The 16,504-nt window shown below is 36.8% G+C and carries 16 protein-coding genes; 8 read left to right on the top strand and 8 right to left on the bottom strand.

The annotated features are described in order from the left end of the window. Positions 1-607 precede the first annotated feature (607 nt). Positions 608-1,270, top strand: a complete 663-nt coding sequence (locus WG906_RS08305) for a DUF92 domain-containing protein (protein ID WP_339992109.1) — start codon at positions 608-610, stop codon at positions 1,268-1,270. Between the two features lie 436 nt (positions 1,271-1,706). Continuing rightward, entirely contained in the window at positions 1,707-2,951 is a 1,245-nt protein-coding gene (locus tag WG906_RS08300) for a DEAD/DEAH box helicase (protein ID WP_339992108.1), read from the top strand. Positions 2,952-3,161: 210 nt separating this feature from the next. Here the strand turns inward: WG906_RS08300 and WG906_RS08295 are convergent, their stop codons facing one another. The 4 genes from WG906_RS08295 to WG906_RS08280 form a co-directional block, all read right to left on the bottom strand. After that, complete coding sequence (locus WG906_RS08295) at positions 3,162-5,336, bottom strand: glycosyltransferase family 2 protein (RefSeq protein ID WP_339992107.1); 2,175 nt, start codon at positions 5,334-5,336, stop codon at positions 3,162-3,164. Further along, positions 5,333-6,403, bottom strand: coding sequence for a HEAT repeat domain-containing protein (locus WG906_RS08290; protein WP_339992106.1), 1,071 nt, complete (start codon positions 6,401-6,403; stop codon positions 5,333-5,335). Before WG906_RS08290 ends, WG906_RS08295 begins: the two co-directional genes overlap by 4 nt. A gap of 7 nt (positions 6,404-6,410) precedes the next feature. Beyond that, entirely contained in the window at positions 6,411-6,767 is a 357-nt protein-coding gene (locus WG906_RS08285; RefSeq protein WP_339992105.1) for a response regulator transcription factor, read from the bottom strand. A gap of 65 nt (positions 6,768-6,832) precedes the next feature. After that, positions 6,833-7,537, bottom strand: coding sequence for a class I SAM-dependent methyltransferase (locus WG906_RS08280; protein WP_339992104.1), 705 nt, complete (start codon positions 7,535-7,537; stop codon positions 6,833-6,835). A 98-nt stretch (positions 7,538-7,635) separates the two neighbouring features. On the opposite strand from WG906_RS08280, the gene WG906_RS08275 reads away from it, so the two are divergent. Further along, on the top strand, positions 7,636-9,312 hold the full coding sequence (locus tag WG906_RS08275; RefSeq protein ID WP_339992103.1) for a L,D-transpeptidase family protein: 1,677 nt from the start codon (positions 7,636-7,638) through the stop codon (positions 9,310-9,312). Between the two features lie 74 nt (positions 9,313-9,386). Further along, entirely contained in the window at positions 9,387-9,605 is a 219-nt protein-coding gene (locus WG906_RS08270) for a DUF3820 family protein (RefSeq protein ID WP_339992102.1), read from the top strand. Between the two features lie 42 nt (positions 9,606-9,647). Here the strand turns inward: WG906_RS08270 and WG906_RS08265 are convergent, their stop codons facing one another. Next, on the bottom strand, positions 9,648-10,373 hold the full coding sequence (locus WG906_RS08265; RefSeq protein ID WP_339992101.1) for a DUF2490 domain-containing protein: 726 nt from the start codon (positions 10,371-10,373) through the stop codon (positions 9,648-9,650). Between the two features lie 15 nt (positions 10,374-10,388). Then, on the bottom strand, positions 10,389-11,057 hold the full coding sequence (locus WG906_RS08260) for a carbonic anhydrase family protein (RefSeq protein WP_339992100.1): 669 nt from the start codon (positions 11,055-11,057) through the stop codon (positions 10,389-10,391). A 227-nt stretch (positions 11,058-11,284) separates the two neighbouring features. On the opposite strand from WG906_RS08260, the gene WG906_RS08255 reads away from it, so the two are divergent. Then, positions 11,285-11,962: a TetR/AcrR family transcriptional regulator gene (locus tag WG906_RS08255; protein ID WP_339992099.1), complete on the top strand. Its 678-nt coding sequence runs from the start codon at positions 11,285-11,287 to the stop codon at positions 11,960-11,962. A gap of 20 nt (positions 11,963-11,982) precedes the next feature. Here WG906_RS08255 and WG906_RS08250 read toward each other — a convergent pair whose 3' ends face one another. Next, complete coding sequence (locus WG906_RS08250) at positions 11,983-13,359, bottom strand: APC family permease (protein WP_339992098.1); 1,377 nt, start codon at positions 13,357-13,359, stop codon at positions 11,983-11,985. Positions 13,360-13,456: 97 nt separating this feature from the next. Between WG906_RS08250 and WG906_RS08245 the strand changes: the two genes are divergently transcribed. From WG906_RS08245 to WG906_RS08235, 3 genes are all read left to right on the top strand, one after another. Next, on the top strand, positions 13,457-13,891 hold the full coding sequence (locus WG906_RS08245) for an OsmC family protein (RefSeq protein ID WP_339992097.1): 435 nt from the start codon (positions 13,457-13,459) through the stop codon (positions 13,889-13,891). A gap of 278 nt (positions 13,892-14,169) precedes the next feature. Next, on the top strand, positions 14,170-15,234 hold the full coding sequence (locus WG906_RS08240; RefSeq protein WP_339992096.1) for an endonuclease/exonuclease/phosphatase family protein: 1,065 nt from the start codon (positions 14,170-14,172) through the stop codon (positions 15,232-15,234). Between the two features lie 148 nt (positions 15,235-15,382). Next, positions 15,383-15,940, top strand: a complete 558-nt coding sequence (locus WG906_RS08235; protein WP_339992095.1) for a GNAT family N-acetyltransferase — start codon at positions 15,383-15,385, stop codon at positions 15,938-15,940. 2 nt (positions 15,941-15,942) lie between these two features. Here the strand turns inward: WG906_RS08235 and WG906_RS08230 are convergent, their stop codons facing one another. Further along, on the bottom strand, positions 15,943-16,344 hold the full coding sequence (locus tag WG906_RS08230; protein WP_339992094.1) for a hypothetical protein: 402 nt from the start codon (positions 16,342-16,344) through the stop codon (positions 15,943-15,945). Positions 16,345-16,504: the final 160 nt, after the last annotated feature.

The raw sequence follows: 16,504 nt of genomic DNA, 5'->3' as shown, positions 1-16,504 counted from the left end.
ATAACCTGTCGATTTCTAACAAATTTAAACAATTACTCCTTATAATATGATATAAATCATAGTTTTTGAATCATTTTTATTAAAATATCAATATTTATATGATTTTACTGTGTGTAAAAACTGATCTTTTCAAATATTTATACAAAAAATAGAAAAATTACAAAGTAATAAGCGATGATAGGTGGTGTTTGTGTGTCGAAAATTGATTTGTTTTTAGAAAATGCATATAAATGCGTCGTGTTTTTTGGTAAATAGGCAGGTAATTTAAATTTTTCATGCTTTTTCTCGCATATAAATAGAAATGACTTTCAGTTTTTGTTTTTAGGAGAGTATTTTGCCTGTATAATTCAAATAGCTGAGGCTAAATGGTTGAAATTCAAAGGGGAGGAATAATATCCCGGATCTTAATACTATACCGGTTCCATTTTTTATTATTGTAAAATATGCACGCAGTTCTTAACTAATGACTTTGTACAGAATTTAAATTATTAAATTCTGCAAAATCCTGATCAAGCGATTAATGTGCGGCATCTGAAAATTTAAATTAGATTTATTCTGCTACGTGATTATTTTTCATTTCATAATAAGTGCCTTTATAATAACAGGAATGTATCTCAGTGTTAAAACCAGGAAACTAACTGTTTACGCAGCTTTAACCGGCGGGATGTTGACATTCTGTATTTATGCGGGCGCGGGATATGTGGGAGTGATTCTGCTGACAGCCTTCTTTGTACTTGGTAGCGCCGCAACATCATTTAAATTTCAAGAGAAGAAGGAAATGTCTATCCATGAAGAAAATCAGGGAAGGCGATCGGCGGGACAAGTCTTTGCTAATGCGGGTCTGGCTGGTATTATCGGCCTTGTTTCCTTAATTTTTCCTGAAAATAGGAGTTTGTGTTTGCTAATGATTGCCGCGGTATTTTCCTCAGCTACATCAGATACACTTTCGTCAGAGCTTGGCAATTTATATGGAAAGAAATATTATAATATACTAACTTTTAAAAGAGACGCTAAAGGGTTGAATGGAGTAGTGAGCATTGAAGGAACGCTGATTGGAATAGCGGGTTCGGTTATTATCGCCGCCCTGTATGTTTTATTCATAGGATGGGAAAGAGAGTTTTATTGGATAATACTTGCCGGAACAATTGGAAATTTTTCAGATTCCATTTTAGGTGCCAGTTTAGAGAGACGTAGTCTTTTGAAAAATAATAGCGTGAATTTTATAAGTACTGCTGCGTCGGTAGCCGTAATACTGATATTATATTTTTAAGAGATCGGCTCAACAGGCAGGAATAAAAAAAGGGTCAAGCATAAAGCCTGACCCTACATCTACCTATGAAAACGTTGTCGTGGAGACAACAGAACAAATGACGTAAAAAAAAATTACATTCTAAAGAATTATCGTGTAAATAGTTTTTATTTTTATAAATGAGGCGAGAATGATTTGTTTAAATTCTTTATTTAAAGAGATTATAATCCATAAGTAACAGTATTACAGGCTTTTGTGAATGCTTTTTCTTGTTTTGACTGAGAAAAACAAAATGCTTGGTTTTGAAAAATTTAGCGTATTTTTGCAGATATTCTCTATTAGTTGTTTACTCATCTATTAAAAGCTCATCGTAGGGATGAGGAGATATACAAATTAACTCCCCCTTGTATATTTATATCATTTGGTAGTTAAGCAATTAACTTAAATACATAATAATTTGTCATTTGAAAAATTAAATCTTATTGAGCCTTTGTTAAAGGCCCTTAAGACAGAAGGATATTCACATCCTACCCCGATTCAGGAGCAATCCATTCCTGTAATTTTAAATAAAAAAGATTTATTAGGTTGTGCTCAGACAGGAACCGGAAAAACGGCAGCTTTTGCTTTACCAATTTTGCAGATTTTGTCCGATAAATCTAATCAGCAGTCTGGTACCCGGCGCCTGAAATCATTAATTCTAAGCCCAACGCGTGAACTCGCAATTCAGATAGGAGAAAGTTTTACCTCTTACGGAAAACATACTACGCTGAAACATGCGGTGATTTTTGGCGGAGTTTCTGCTCATCATCAAATTAATCAGTTGAGAAATGGTGTGGATATTTTAGTCGCTACTCCGGGTCGCTTACTTGACTTAATGACACAAAGAGTAGTTGATTTGCAGCATATTCAACTTTTTGTACTTGATGAAGCAGACCGTATGCTCGATATGGGCTTTATTAATGACGTAAAGAAAATTATTGCGAAACTTCCATACAGAAGGCAAACATTGTTTTTTTCGGCAACTATGCCCCCAGAAATTGCTAAGCTGGCGCACAGTATTTTAAACAACCCGATAAAAGTAGAAGTGACCCCGGTTTCCTCAACGGTTGAAAAAATAACACAAGGTATTTTTACCTTAGATAAGAAAGATAAATCGGCCTTATTGGTTCATCTTTTAAAAGATGCGACAATGTCGAGTGTTTTAGTATTTACGAGAACCAAGCATGGTGCTGATAAACTGGTTAAATCGCTTAACCGCGCTAATATTTCAGCAGAGGCAATCCACGGAAATAAATCTCAGAATGCAAGACAAAAGGCATTAAGCGGATTTAAGGCCGGTCAATTAAGAATTCTAGTGGCTACTGATATCGCAGCGCGCGGTATTGATGTAGATGATCTTAAATATGTCATAAACTTTGAATTACCCAATCAGCCGGAAACGTATGTGCACAGAATTGGCCGTACCGGAAGAGCAGGATCAAGTGGAACCGCATGGTCTTTTTGTGAATTCGAAGAGCAACCCTTCTTAAAGGATATTGAGAAGCTCACTGCCCAGGCGATACCATTGGTGGAAGATCATCCATATCATTTACCACTAAGAACGTTTTCTGGTACAGCTGCAGGTCAGGGTAAAAAGCCTCAGGGAAGACCTTCATCTGCTAAGCCATCATCAAAACAAAGAAGAAGAGTAAATTCTTACTAGATAGATTTTGTTCCTTATTAATTAAAGCATTCGCAAACAGCGGGTGCTTTTTTTGTTATTAGCGAATCGTATATCTGAGAATTAATGTCGCCTCAGTAAGGATATCCTCTCAACATTTGATGATAACATCAAGAATGTTTCATTTTTTAAGATGCTGTTTTTACTGATTTGTTTGTATAAATGGATACTTGTGAAGGTTTCTAAGGCTCACTATTTATCCACGTCTTCATTCTGCGTATCGGCTGAAAAGAAGTGGCGGAAAGTTTCAGATAAAAAAAAATCGGATTTATTTAAGGTGATAATATTTGCAAATTCAGATTTAAATGGTGGTAATCGAAATGAAGACGTGCCTAAAAGAATAAGTGCCAGCGATGCAATGGGTAATAATGCAGCAAGGTAGGAGTGCAGTTTGATCCGTTCAGGAAACCCAATCATAATGCCGGTAGTAACGACTACTGCAAAAATTAAATTGACGATCTTTATTATGTTGATCTTTCCTGAAGTCCCAATAATGTGTTCTATATCTTTAATACTATACCCGTATAAGTCGGCCCCTAAAGGACGAAGTGATTCAGTAAAAAATTCTATTAAGAGAATTTGAACTATTCCCAAAAAGATTATAGTGCCAGAAAATAAGGCTCTGGCAACTGTTTTAGAAATTTGGTATGTACATATATATACAGCATATATCACTATATTATACTTTAACCAAAACAAAGCTGCGTTTCGAAAAGCGGCCGGAATCATTTTTGAGATATCTTCAGGATACTCATACAGGAAACCCAAATAGATTACTTCAAAAAGTGCAAAAAGAAGTGCAATAACTAGCCAGCTAACGGATAATGCCGCAAAAGTCTGTGTAGCTTCAAGCCATTTATCTAATAAGCCGGCAGGCCGAATATCCTCAATATTTTTATCCGCAATAATTACCGGCCCGGCTGCAGCAACTGTGGTTTCGGTTCCATGCTGTTTAGCCGAAAAGCCCTGCCTTGTCATCTCTCCCCAGGCACTTTTCTTTTGTAAAAAATCAACATTGCCTTCGATTGCTGACCATACTACAAAAGGGTGAAATATAAAGGGCTCTAGCAATGCTGTAAGTATTAATTTAAAGATGTCTTTCGGGTTTTTATACTGATTATAGGTAATAACTTCCATCAGGATGGCAAAAACAGAGTACAAAAATCCAAAGCTTAAAATGAAACTAAGCAGGTAAAAGAAGTTTTTCCAGTCTGTTTCTCCAAATAAAGCAAGAAATAGAAATGTAATAAATCCAAAGAACTCGATAATAGGAGCAAGAAATTCAAAAAAGAACCAATACGGATAGCTTAACATTCCAATTAAACCATAATTCGGATTAAAGAACATTTTTTTGTGAAAAAGGAGAGTCTCAATGGTTCCCCGGGTCCAGCGATTTCGTTGTCTTCCCAGAATTTTAAAGGATGAAGGGGCTTCAGTCCAGCACAGGGGATCTGGAATGAAAGTTACACGGTACGGTACTTTTTGCTCCTCCATATACCGGCGCATTCTAACCACCAACTCCATATCTTCGCCCACTGTTTTATGGTTGTACCCACCACAATTTATAGCAATTTCTTTGTCGAAAGCACCGAAAGCTCCTGATATTAATAATAATCCGTTTATGCGGCTCCAGGCCATTCTTCCGAGTAAGAATGCCCTTATGTATTCCAAGGTTTGCATGCGAGGCAAAAAACCCTTAGCCAAATTTACCTTGATTAACCGGCCATCCTCAATTTCACACCCATTCGCAATTCTTACCACGCCTCCCGTAGCAATAACCCGTTTTTTTGTAGTTTCTAAAAAAGGTTTTGCCAGTTTTAAAAGTGCATCCTGTTCAAGTATGCAGTCTACATCAATACATACAATGTAATCATTTGAGGATATGTTAATTCCAACATTCAGTGCATCGGCTTTGCCGCCATTCTCTTTATCGACTACAACCAGTTTATGGTAAACCTTATTTTTACTTTTATAAACTCCACGTACTTTTTTAGTAGGAATCTGTTCATTATAAAAGAAATCTACTTTCTGCAAATCGAAATTATCTATCAGCTTTTGCAGGCAATTATCCTTACTTCCGTCATTTATAATAATTACTTCAAGATTGTTATAATGTATGGAGAGCAGTGAACGGGCATTTTCTACAACGGTTGTACCTTCATTATATGCGGGTGCAAGAATGCTCATTGAGGGAGCTTCTGGAGAGACAGCCAGAATACGGTAATCGGAAAAACTGTTTTTATTGATATACTCTCGTACAGCAACAATTGAATAGAGTCCAATACAGATATAGGCAAGCAATAATGTTATTGAATATAATAGCAGCATTCCTACCAATACATCCAGAATGATGTCCATCCAGTTCATTTTTTACTTTCCATTTTAATTTGCTTAAAAATCTCATTTAATGGATACTGAGAAGCGCCGGGATGCTTGTCAATGATTTTAAGACCTTCTTCGCCACAGTTAAGGAGAGCACGCGCTGCTGCTAATTTTATTTGATTATCTCCTGAATTTAATTGTTTTTGCAGGAAGGATGTACTTTGATGTGAGGCTATTTCACGAAGAGCTGATAGTATGGCAAGCTGGTGTGTTTTGGCTTCATTTATATAAATCTTCATCAAATGCAAGGCGGTAGTATCTTCGTAGATTTCTTTAAGGCAATTAATTGCCTGTAAACGAACCTTGGGGTTGAAATGCGTTAAGCACCCTATAATTTGATCATATACGTGAAATTGGTGGTAGGAAGCTGAAAGCTTTAACGCAAAAATTATCACCGAATCGTTCGGTGATTTTAACCATGCTTCAATACCTTTAAAATCGCTTGATGAAACAGCTGATAGTTCTTTTAATAAATGAATCTGATGCCATTCTGAAATTGGATACCTGATTTCATTCAAAAAGCTTAGACCTTCAAAGCCATGAAATTTTACAATACTTGTTTGGGCTTCCATCCGGATGAATTCATTTTTATGATTGGTTAATTCATAAAGTGTATTGGAAAACCCCACAAGCTTCATGGCCGAAAGTTCCTGGATGGCTTTGACTTTTTTATACCAGCTGAAATGATTTAAGTTCTTTTCAGAGTCTTTATACAATTCAAGTTGAGAATAAAGCTTTAAAAGATTTTCTGAGGCAACTCCAGCCAGATTTTTACTGCTTATAACAAGCTCATCTATCAATAGCTGTCTGAAGCGTTGATTAGTAAGCAGTTTTTTTATCCTTGGGGGTATTGGTATCAGCTGGGCGCTTTCATCTTCTGCTTCAAAAAAGATTGCTTTGGTAATGAGCAAATTTACCTTAGGCAACCATATGTTTTTTTCCTTGGTTCCTTTATTTTTAATCAGTAAGGTGAAGGATATTATAACTAAAAGCACCAGCATTAAAGCTGTGAGAAAGATTGTTATGAAAAGAAGATGAGCGGGTGTTATCATTCAAAATTTAGGCCATAAATCGGCGTACCCTTACAGATAACTCATTCGGACTAAATGGTTTAGTTAAATAATCATCGGCACCAAGCTGAAACGCTTCAAGAACCACATTCTCCTGACCCATAGCAGATAGAATAATTATGGGTATTCTTTTACCATCCATTTGTCTGACAAAGCCAACTATTTCCATTCCGGATGTAAAGGGCATCATTAAATCTGTGATAATTAGATCTGGCCCTATTTGTTCAATTTGGGATAAGGCCTCTCTTCCATCTCTTGTCGAAAAAACCGTATGACCGTCTTTCTTTAGCCTGAATTCAAGTGTTCTTAGCATCAAAAGATCATCATCTGCTATAAGTATTTTCATATTGAGAGATTGTTTAAGATAGAATTAGAGTTAACTCTTTCTTTATCGTAAAAACGGCAAAAAGGTTACAAAAAATCGTATTTAATTTGAGGAGTAAATTTTGCCAGATATTGATCGTGTCCATCTTCAAAAATAATCTCACAAATAAACCCGAATTGCTTGGCAATGCTGGTCAGAAGATTTTTGTCAATATATACCCAGTCGAACCATTCACCTTTTACACCCTTGTATTCGTATTGATATGAAACTTCGCCAAAATAATTTTCTTCGGGAAGGTTGTTTCCTTCATATAAATAAGATATGTCTGATGAATCAAAAATTATCTGACCTCCTTCCTTCAATAATTTCTTACACTGCTCAAGAAATACAGGGATTTTTTTCATGTTTCCCGCAATTCCGATTCCGTTCATTAATAATAGGAGGGTATCGAATTTTTCTTCCTGATAGGAGAAGATGTCGTTATTTATTATATGTTTTACACCCCTTTGTTTCATAATGGAGCAGGCCAGTGACGAAAGTTCGAGAGCTGCAACTTCAAAACCCTTTCGCTGAAGTATTAATGAATGACTGCCAACTCCAGCTCCTATATCGAGGATTTTGCCTTTGCATTGTTTTAGTGCGAATAGTTCCAAATCAGGCATTTCTGATTCGTTCCTGAAAAAGATATCAACAGGCATTTCTTCCGGTTCATCATACGAATTATGCAACCATAGAATCTCTGCGGCATCATTATTGAACTGATCAACTAAGGCACTTCCGAAAACATCCATAATTATCCTTTTTGCAAGATAAAAGTATAAGAAATAAGTATCGGATTAAAAACATTAATCCTTTTAAACGTTTAATCAATAATTAACAAATATTCAAAATGAGTACAAAACTGTTAGGTAAAGTGACCGGATTTTCAAATAAAGGTTTTTATATTATCGCATTCATTTTTCTTTTCCTTGCCGTCAGCAGCTGTAAAAACAAGGTAACATTGGGCGATCAGCCCACTTTGGATAGTGTATACATTACCAATTACATGAAATCTGATCCGGAATTTAAAGAGCACCTTGACTGGGCAAAAAAATTCTATAAGGAAAGGAAATTCACCCTGGGCTGGTTCAAAAACCACGAGCTTGTTCCACAGGCTAAAAAAATGTTCAGTGTTATTAATAAATCGGATGAAGAGGGTTTAGACCCGAAAGACTATCAGCTTTTTAACCTGGACGAAAAACTCAAAGAGCTTGATGAGGCCAAAAAAGATACAGCGAAATTTAATGACCTGGAGAAGAAATTAGATATTGCCTTGTCTGCAACCTATTTTAACTTTGCTGATGACTATTACCGCGGGCTTGTTGTGCCGCGGGAGAATAAAGGGGTTGAATGGGATGTGAAACGGAATAAAATTAAGCTTCATAAGGCATTGCTTACTTTATTAGGGGCGAGAAAAAGTAAATACCCTTATGCGGAATTTCAGCCTTTACACCCGGAATACTCTAATCTGAAAAAGGCGTTGGCACATTATCGGCAGATTCAAAAAGCAGGAGGGTGGCCGGTTATACCGGAAAATACCAGGCTGAAATCCGGACAAAGTTCTCCTGTTGTTGCCGTACTTAACAAGAGGCTTCAGGATTTCCTACCTAAAGATCAAGATTCCGCCGTTTCAGCAGATAGTACTGTATATGGGCCCAATCTGGTTAGCGCAGTAAAGAAGTTTCAGGTGCTTCACGGGCAGAATCCGGATGGGAATATTGGCCCTTCTACCGTCAAACTTTTAAATGTTCCTGTTCAAAATCGAATCCGCCAGATTATTATTAATATGGAAAGATGGCGCTGGATTCCAAAAAGCTTTGAGCCAAGTTACCTTTTTGTGAATATTCCGGAATACAAGCTGCATGTGATTGAAAACTCTAAGGAAGTAATGAGCATGAACGTAATTGTAGGGAAAACACTTCATGAAACTCCTATTTTCAGTGACAGGCTTGAATATGTGGTGTTATCACCTTACTGGAACATTCCTCCGAACATCTTGCGGGATGAAATCGCGCCGAAAGCTATGAGCGATCCCGGATTTCTTGACAGGATGGACATGGAGGTTGTTACTGATAAAGGTAGTCCGGTAAGTGCTTCGTCTGTAGACTGGAGTCAGGCGGGGACGGATGGATTTGGCTATATTGTGAGAAGAAGGCCAGGCCCCAAAAATGATCTGGGAGATGTGAAATTCATATTCCCTAACGAGAATAATATTTACCTGCACGATACGCCACATGATGAATTATTTAGTCAGGCTAAACGTGGTTTCAGTCATGGATGCGTGAGGGTGGAAAGACCTCTGGAGCTGGCAACATATTTATTGAGAAATGTCTCTGGTTGGGATCAGTCTAATATTATGAATCAAATTAGTACAAGGAAGGAAAAATATGTTCCGGTAAAAGAAAAATTACCTGTATATCTTCTGTATTTTACAGCCAAGGCTGATGCGAGCGGACATGTACAGTTTTACGAAGATATTTATGGTCATGATTCTCAACTGGCGTCCAGATATTTCAGTAAATTATAATAAAAATATATCAGAAGATAATTAGAGGATCCTTATTGAAGATCTTAAAAAAATGATTTTATGTAAGTTTGAGGATGGATCCGGAAATTCTGATGCAATTAGTGAGCATGAAAATGCCTTTTGGAAAATATGAGGGAAGTTTGATCTGTAACCTCCCGGAAAGCTATCTCGTATGGTTTCATCAAAAAGGATTCCCGGCTGGTAAGCTGGGAATCCTTCTTGCTACTATGTATGAAATTAAATTAAACGGTCTCGAGTATTTGCTGACGCCTTTAAAAACTATGAAAAAATAAGTTCGCAGTGGGCTAACTGGTTTTGCCTGGTGTTACTGAATTCTATTCATTTTTTCTTAGGTCAAGTGTATAATTTACGGCTGTTTGCAAATAGCTTTTTGTGTTATTATTCACTGTTTGAGCCAGATACCCGAGTTGAATATTCGCGTTTGGCGCAATTTGCCAGGCGAAAGCTCCATATAATCGGTTTCTATCGAAAGGTGTGGAAGAAAGATGAATGAACGCCTCGTCATAAAAACTTAGAAAAATAGTATTTTTCTCTATTATTTTAGAGTTAAGTGGAACTGAAACCCGCATCAGGTACCTTATCCTGTCCAGGTATCGCTTGTTATCCTTTGATTCTATCCATCTTTGTTCAAGACGATAGCGATGCTCAAAAAAACATCTGCCAAGGTTATTTCGAAGTAGAATTTGTTGCCAGCCGCGGTTCTCGGATACCGATGGGGACTGAAAGGTTTCCTCATCAAATGCATAGTTTGTAATCAGGCCATAACCTGCTGTAACTATTGCATTTTTGGAAAGATGATAGTTAATGCCACTGCGCAATAAAATCTGTTCGGGTTCCGAAATAATTCCAAAGTCACGATTTTGAACTTCTGCATGAATACTCCATTTATCATGGAAGCGTACTTGTCCGAAAAACATGGTCCAGTTTCCAATATTGGGGATAGTTTTGCCTTGCGAGAATGCAGAAAGACCTGATGAAAGAAATCCTATCATCAGAATCTTTTTAAGGGATGATTTTACATGAGCTTTTCTTAATGTCATTTTAATAAAGTCATTTCAATTAACCTCTGTTTCGACCTTTACTGGGTTCACAGCATTATATGGGTCATAAAATTCAACAATTCCTGTGTCTACATTATACATTCCTCCAATAAGGGCAATTTCATTCTCTTCAATCATTTTGTTTAGCAGAGGGCTTTTCTCCTTTATTTTTTCCATGGTCAGTTTGACATTGAGCGCCGCGACTTTTTCCACGAACTCTGAATTGGCCGAATTACGGTTATTTGATACTGTTGTTTCAGCATTTACGGCTGGTTTAAGCTTTTCCAGCAAAATAGTTAGATTGTCTAATTTAACATCATCACAGGCACCTTTTACCGCACCGCATTTGGTATGTCCAAGAACTACAATTACCTTTGCTCCTGCAATTTTGCATGCAAATTCCATACTTCCCAGTATATCTTCATTTACTATGTTGCCGGCAATTCTCGCACTGAAAATGTCTCCCAGTCCCTGATCAAAAATTAATTCTGCCGAAGTGCGTGAATCAATACAACTCAAAACTATGGCAAAAGGATGTTGTCCGCCGGAGGTTTCGTTTACCTGCTGCAATAAGTTGCGATTGTATTTTAAATTGTTTACGAACCGTTTATTCCCATCAATTAAAAGTTCTGTTGCTTTTTGCGGCGTTAATGATGCCTGCATTTCTTTTGTTAATGTTTTCATTTTGTTTTCGCTGGTTATTTAATTTAAGCCTATTGTTTCTACTTCTATGCCAATGGGTACTGCCACAAAGAACACGACAATACTAGCCGGTAAGCCGTTTTTAATGTTTTTGAATAGATTTTCCATTCATTGATACAAATTGTTTCGACAAACATAGTAATAATATATATTATAATAGTATTACTATCAATAAAAATATAGTTACATTTGTGTCATTATAACAGAATATGGAGCTTTCTTTAAAATTCAATATCAATGAGAAACTTTTTTTGCGTAATCCTGAGGAATCAGAATTAGGGAAAAAAATAATTCAACATGGGATTGTACTTATCCATAAAATGGGTTTTGAAGTATTCACGTTTAAGAAGTTGGCTGCTGAAATAGGCACAGCTGAGGCAAGTATCTATCGCTATTTTGAGAATAAGCATCGTTTGCTTCTATATATAGTAGACTGGTATTGGAGCTGGCAGGAATATCGTTTGATATTTCAAACGAATAACATAAAAGATCCTGAAGAGAAAATAAAGATTGCGATAAGACTACTTTCTGCCCCGGTGGAGGATGATATGACAACGACATATATTGATGAAAAGCTTTTGTATGAAATAGTAATGGCTGAAGGAGCAAAATCATATCTTACAAAACATGTAACAGAAGATAATAAAGCCAGATTTTTTAAGCCTTTTAAAGATTTATGTGCGCGGGTTGCGGGATATGTTGAAGAGTATAATGCGGATTACAGGTTTCCATTTTCATTATCGAGCACTATTATTGATATGGCACATTCTCAGAAATTTTATATGCAAAATCTTCCTGCTCTGACAGATTTCGGACATAGTAAGGATGAATCCTTAATCATTTCATTTCTTGAAAGTTTAATCTTCTCCAGTATAAAAAAAACTTAACCAGAATTTTTCATGTGTTTTTATAATTGGGTAGAGCTGCGCTTCATTTCTTCGGGAACTGAAAAATGGTAGTACACCAAACCGCTAAGAGTTAACGCAATTCCAAGTAAAGAAGGGATAAAAGCTGTAACGAGCGTGACAATCATAAAAGTGGCCTGGATAAGGAGTACAATGATCAGTGTTATGGGATAGCCCCAGGTTTTATAAGGTCTTAATATGTCAGGGTATTTTTTTCTTAAAAAGTATACAGAAGCGAAGGTTAATACATTAAACACAGAAGAGGTAAAAGAGAAATAATCAATTACAGCTTCGTATGCACTTTCGGCAAATGTTGCTAAGAGAATTAAAATTGAGGCCCACCCGGCTTGCGCAAACATAGAGTAGTTCGGTGTTTTAAATTTCGGATGTATCCGCGAAAGCGCATTGAAAAATAATTTATCGCGTGCCATAGCATACCATGTGCGGCTTTTAACTAATATTTGTGTATTTACATTCCCGAATGTACTTATCATTATGGCGGCGGCTACCAGCAGGCCACCGGCCGAGCCTAAAACAACTTTCATCGAATCAATTGCAACACCTTTGGAAGCTCCCATAACTTCGGGTCCTAAGAGATTGAGATAAGCTGTATTGATTAAAAGATATAAAAGCATCACTATTCCAATTCCAAAAAAGAGAGACAGGGGCAGGTTTTTTCTAGGATTTTTTACTTCTTCTGCAACGTAGGTTGCACCTTCCCAGCCGCTGTATGCAAAAAAGCCATATCTCAATGCTGTAAAAATAGAGATGATACCCGCCCAGCTCCATGGTTTGTCTACAGCATCAGCAAAATTCTGCTTCTCAATTCCGTGCGACACGCTTAAAGCAATGATGGATATAAGCAAGCCTACTTTTAAGAAACCAAAAATATTTTGAAACACTCCGCTCAATTGTATTCCAAATGAATTCGCTGCTGTGAGCAGGAAAACAAGGACTATTGCTAAAATCCCCTCCTGTAAACCCCCAATTTCAGCATTTATTGCCGATAATGCATTTTCCGAGAAAAATAGTGCCACGGCAGCAATCGCCCCCGTCTCTGATACGAAAAACATAGCCCAGCCACGTAAGAAGGTAATAACTGGAGGATATGCCGCTTTAAGAAATACATATGGTCCGCCCGAGCGCGGCATCATTGCCACCAGTTCGGCATAACACAGAGCACCCAGGATGGTAGCAATTCCACCCAATATCCAAACACCATAAAACATGCTTACGGACGCAGTAATAAACATAATAGGTGCGGGAGTTCTGAATATTCCTGAGCCGATTATACGGTTGATAACTATTGAGAGTGTTTCGGTAAGGCCAAGCTTTCTTTCCAGTTCGGTTTTCTCATCAAAAATCTGCTTGTTTTGCATGCCTTTAAGAAATTAACTAATTTATTTTAAATTCAAACCACTAAGCTGGAATATTGTTCAAAAAGCAATATATTTCCTTTTTAAACTAAATTATAATATGATACGAAAATCATCAGCTGTATGGAATGGTACAGGTAAAGAGGGTAAAGGTTCATTAACTTCTACAAGCGGAGTTCTAAGCAATACACCTTATTCTGCTTCGGCGCGCTTCGAAAATGAAGACGGCAAAGCCGGTACAAACCCTGAAGAACTTATTGCAGCCGCACATGCAGGTTGTTTTACTATGTTTTTAAGCTTTCAGTTAACTGCAGCTGGTTTTACTCCGACTGAATTAAAAACTGAAGCAGGTGTGAAAATCGAGCCATCTGATGGCGGCTTTTCGATTACTTCAATTCAGTTAAATTTAACAGGCTCTGTACCCGGTATCTCCGAAGAGGAGTTTTTAAAGTTTGCTGACGCAGCAAAAGCAGGTTGCCCGGTTAGCAGAGCTTTATCTGCTGTTCCAATGAGTTTAGAAGCCAAGTTAGTGTAATGGAATCGTTTTATCTTTTGCCGGCGGCTTGTGCAGGATTGTCATAAGTCTCCCGGTATGAGGCCAAAAAGACTGAAGTTGTAACTAATACTCCTATTTAGAGATTCTGAAGAGGCTTTAAAATATGCTATTCATTTAAACCATGTATTTGAGCGTATGAAAGCTTCTTCAGAATATATTTTCATAAACAGTCAAAGATTGATTGAAATTTAACTAATATCAATTCCGAATTAACACACATTCTGTGTTTTTTTGTTACTACTTAAAGCTTTATTTTAATGGCAGAACTGAAAATTCTAGTAGAAGTTTTAAGTGTATTATTCATTCTTGTGTCCCTCATTCCATTGATCAGGAACGATTACTGGGTATTCAGAGTATTTGAGTATCCTCGTTTTCAGAAATTATTAATTTGCTTATTCCTTTTTCTTGTGGCTGGGTTCTTAGTTGTTAAATCGCCTGATAATACAATCTATACAATAAGTGCGTTTTTATTCGCGAATCTTGGCTACCTTTTTTACCAGATATACCCTTTTACTGTTTTAAGCAGGAAGGAAGTACTTCATGTAAAATCAAATATTCCTGAGCAATGTATAGCTTTAATGACTGGTAATGTGTTACAATATAATCATCAGGCGAAAGCTTATCTGGCCAATATTTACAATGCAGATCCTGATGTTGTTTTGCTTTTAGAAACCGATAAGTGGTGGGAAAAGGCAACTGCAGAACTAATTGAGAACTATCCCTACCATGTGAAGGTGCCTCAGGAAAATACTTATGGGATGCTTCTCTATTCCAAGTTTGAACTGATCGATTCAAAGGTTAAATTTTTAGTGGAAAAAGATATACCATCTATTCATACAATTGCTGTATTGGACTGTGGTCAGAAGGTTCAGTTGTATTGTGTACATCCAACTCCTCCCGTACCACAGGAAAATCCGCGCTCTACCGAAAGGGATAAAGAGTTATTGCTTATTGCCGATATGGCGAAGGATAATAAGCTTCCGGTTATTGTAATGGGCGATTTAAATGATGTAGCCTGGAGCTATACGACGTCCTTGTTCTGTAAAACCAGTGGTTTATTAGATCCCCGGAAAGGAAGGGGCTTTTTTAATACATTTCATGCTCAGCATCATTTTATGCGTTTTCCGCTCGATCATGTATTTTGTTCAACAGATTTTAAGTTGATTTATATTAAAAAATTAGATGCAGCAGGCTCGGATCATTTTCCTATGTACGTGAAATTGCAGTTCGAGGAAATTGCATCTCTTGAACAGGAAGAACCCCAGGCAAATAAGCAGGAACTTGAATTGGCAGAAGAAAAAAAACATAAAAAAACAGCCTGATATCATTTGCACTATAGTAGATTATGCGAGTATGTTGGGTTTCAGGTTATAGGTTTTCTTTTTAATGTATAATCGGTATATTGAAATAGTTTAGATTATAATATAATATTTATCCTAACTATTATATTATTTTACCGTAGTAGAGATCTTGAATATAGAAAGTTTGGTGTCTAAGAAAGACGATGAGATAACTATCCGTGAGGGTGAGCCTGAAGATGCTGCTATGATTGCTTATTTCAGCAGGAAGACATTTTTAGAAAGTTATGGATCGCATAACAAAAAAAGAAATATCGAAAAGTTTTTACAACTTCACTTCTCAGTAAATGACTTGGTGTCTGAAGTAAGCCGAAGACATATTACCATACTTCTTGCGTACAGAACCGGTGTCCTTCTCGGTTATGGTGTGATCCGTGAAGCGCAAAATCCTCCTGAGATAAATTCGGTTCTGAGAGGCATGGAGCTATCCCGATTATACGTTGATAGTACCTTTAAGGGAACAGGTGTCGGGAATGCTTTAATGAAAGAATGCATTTCGGAGGCCAGACTAAAGGAAAAAGAAATTTTATGGCTATCCTTATGGAACGAAAATGAGCAAGCGATTGATTTTTACACTAAATGGGGCTTTAAAAAATGCGGATCAAAAATTTTTATTTTCGGTGAGGAAACGCATGTTGACTGGATCATGAAGAAGGATCTTCAATTTTAGTTTTAATTCGAGTTTAAAGGCTCAGCCTTTAAATCTTCACCTGTAAGGGTAAAATATACATTCTGTAATTGATGGATGGAATCAATTACGACGGCGATTTTGTTGTCTTCCAAAAAACCGCTTTCGAAATTTGATAATTTAAACCGAACGAAGTTTTTTGAGTCTGTCCAGATCTCATTCTCCCCGGCGCTTTTGTTAAACCCCAAGAATTCTAGCCACTTTTCGGAAAGTTCAAGAGGTAACATTTCATCAAATTTTATCCTGAAATGATAACCTCGTCTTGGTACGAGCATCTCACCAATAATGCTGGCATGTTGAATATCTGTAAGAAATATAACGCCCTCTTCGTTTTCTCTGGGGCTGATTTTAATGAGGTTACCTAAGCTAAATTCCTTTATATCCATCTATTTAATTTTTTTGAGCCTTTAACGGATTGAAACCTGAATTTTGTTTATTATAAACTAATTAAAGAAAAATTATAATCGCATTTAGCTTAATACTGAATTAATATGTAAAATGTTACCAAAACAACTATTGATGTTATTTTTGATGTAATCTGGATTT

This window comes from Pedobacter superstes (assembly GCF_037622515.1).
Classification (GTDB): domain Bacteria; phylum Bacteroidota; class Bacteroidia; order Sphingobacteriales; family Sphingobacteriaceae; genus Paradesertivirga; species Paradesertivirga superstes.
This window is presented reverse-complemented; position numbering and strand designations above follow the sequence as displayed.